The sequence below is a fragment of the Dietzia sp. DQ12-76 genome (genome assembly GCF_014145045.1).
Classification (GTDB): Bacteria; Actinomycetota; Actinomycetes; order Mycobacteriales; family Mycobacteriaceae; genus Dietzia.
In genome coordinates this window covers 1-1,660 of the sequence record NZ_JAALDV010000446.1, presented here as the reverse complement: position 1 = coordinate 1,660, position 1,660 = coordinate 1, and the positions used below count along the sequence as shown (strand labels likewise).

Below are 1,660 nucleotides of genomic sequence, written 5' to 3'. Positions count from 1 at the left end.
CACGCCGTTCGCCCGGGGAGGGGACGGCCTGGCGGCCGTCGGGCCGATGCTCCGCGAGTACCTCGTCAGCGAAGCCATGCACGCGCTGGGTGTGCCCACCACGCGGGCGCTCGCGGTGGTCGGCACCGGGGTGGCCGTGCACCGCGATCAACCCCTTCCGGGCGCCGTGTTGGCTCGCGTCGCGGGCAGTCACCTGCGGGTGGGCACCTTCCAGTTCGCGCGCTCCACCGGAGACCTCGACCTGGTGCGCAGGCTGGCCGACCACGCCATCACGCGCCACCATCCGCAGGCGGCGGAGGCCGAGAACCGGTATCTCGGTCTGTTCGAGTCGGTCCTCGACGCCCAGGCCTCCCTCGTGGCGCAGTGGATGCTCCTGGGGTTCATCCACGGGGTGATGAACACGGACAACACCACGATCTCCGGCGAGACCATCGACTACGGCCCCTGTGCGTTCATGGAGGCATTCGACCCGGCCACCGTGTTCAGCTCGATAGACACCCAGGGCCGCTACGCCTACGGAAACCAGCCGCCCATCATGCAGTGGAACCTGGCGCGGTTCGCCGAGACCCTGGTCCCGTTGGTCGACGACGACGAGAACGCGGCCGTCGAGACGCTGACGGCCTCTCTGGGCACGTTCCCCGCTCGCTATCAGGCGGCCTGGACCGCGGGGATGCGTCGCAAGCTGGGGCTTCCCGCTGCGCCGGGCCGATCCGAGTCGGAGGCGGTCGAATCGGATCCGGTCGAGCCGCTGCTGGAGGAACTCTCGCGGTTGCTCACCGCGACCCGGGTCGACTTCACGTCGTTCTTCCGCGCGCTCATCCCGGCCGCGGCGGGTGACACGTCGGCAGTGCGGGAGCTGGTGGGGGAGTTGGCGGACGGATGGCTTGCGAGCTGGCGCACGCTGGATCCCTCGGTCGAGGTGATGGCGGCCGCGAATCCCGTGTACATCCCGCGCAACCACCTGGTGGAGGAGGCCCTGGACGCGGCGACGGCGGGTGATCTCGGGCCGTTCTCCGAGCTCCTCGTCGTCGTCACCGATCCCTACACCGAGCGTCCCGGACTTCAGCGGTACGCCAGCCCGGCCCCGCCCGACGCCTCTCCTCACGTCACCTTCTGCGGCACCTGAGACAGGTGAGCGGGCTCGGCCCCGTCGCCCCGGCGCGCAAACGAACCGGAGTCCGCCGCGAGCAGGACCGCCACGACCCCCAGCCCCATCGCGATGAGTTGGGGTGCCCCGACCCGGTCGCCGAGCATCGCCCACGCCCAGATCGCCGAAACCGGAGGGGTGAGGTAGAGCAGCATGCTCGTGGGCGTGGCGCCGAGGCGGCGCAGGGCGAGGATGTACGCCCCATAGCCACCGAGCCCGGCCGGGACCACCAGCCATGCGAGCGACCCCACGAGCCGCGCGGTCGGGTCGACCGCGAGTCCGGTGGTGAGCACGGCGACGGTGACAAAGACGACCGCCGCAGCACACACCTGGACCGTGAGGGCGGTGACCAGGTTGACCCGGGGCGCCCAGCGACGCTCGAGCAGCGCCGAGCAGCTCAGACCCAGCAGGCTGATCACCGGTAGGACCATCGCCGGGCCCGGATCGCCGACCCCGCCGACGCAGAGTGCGACCGCGCCGAGACCGAGGGCGACCCCGCTCCACTGCCGCGGC

The 1,660-nt window shown here is 71.4% G+C and carries 2 protein-coding genes; one reads left to right on the top strand and one right to left on the bottom strand.

Annotation, left to right across the window (positions count from 1 at the left end; translation table 11 throughout):
* The coding region (locus tag G6019_RS14450) for a protein adenylyltransferase SelO (RefSeq protein ID WP_182627863.1) at positions 1–1,126 on the top strand (1,126 nt) is incomplete at its 5' end.
* On the opposite strand, the gene G6019_RS14445 is transcribed toward G6019_RS14450, so the two are convergent.
* A partial coding sequence (locus tag G6019_RS14445) for a DMT family transporter (protein WP_182627861.1) occupies positions 1,102–1,660 on the bottom strand: 559 nt, incomplete at its 5' end. The two genes, G6019_RS14450 and G6019_RS14445, sit on opposite strands and share 25 nt — an antisense overlap.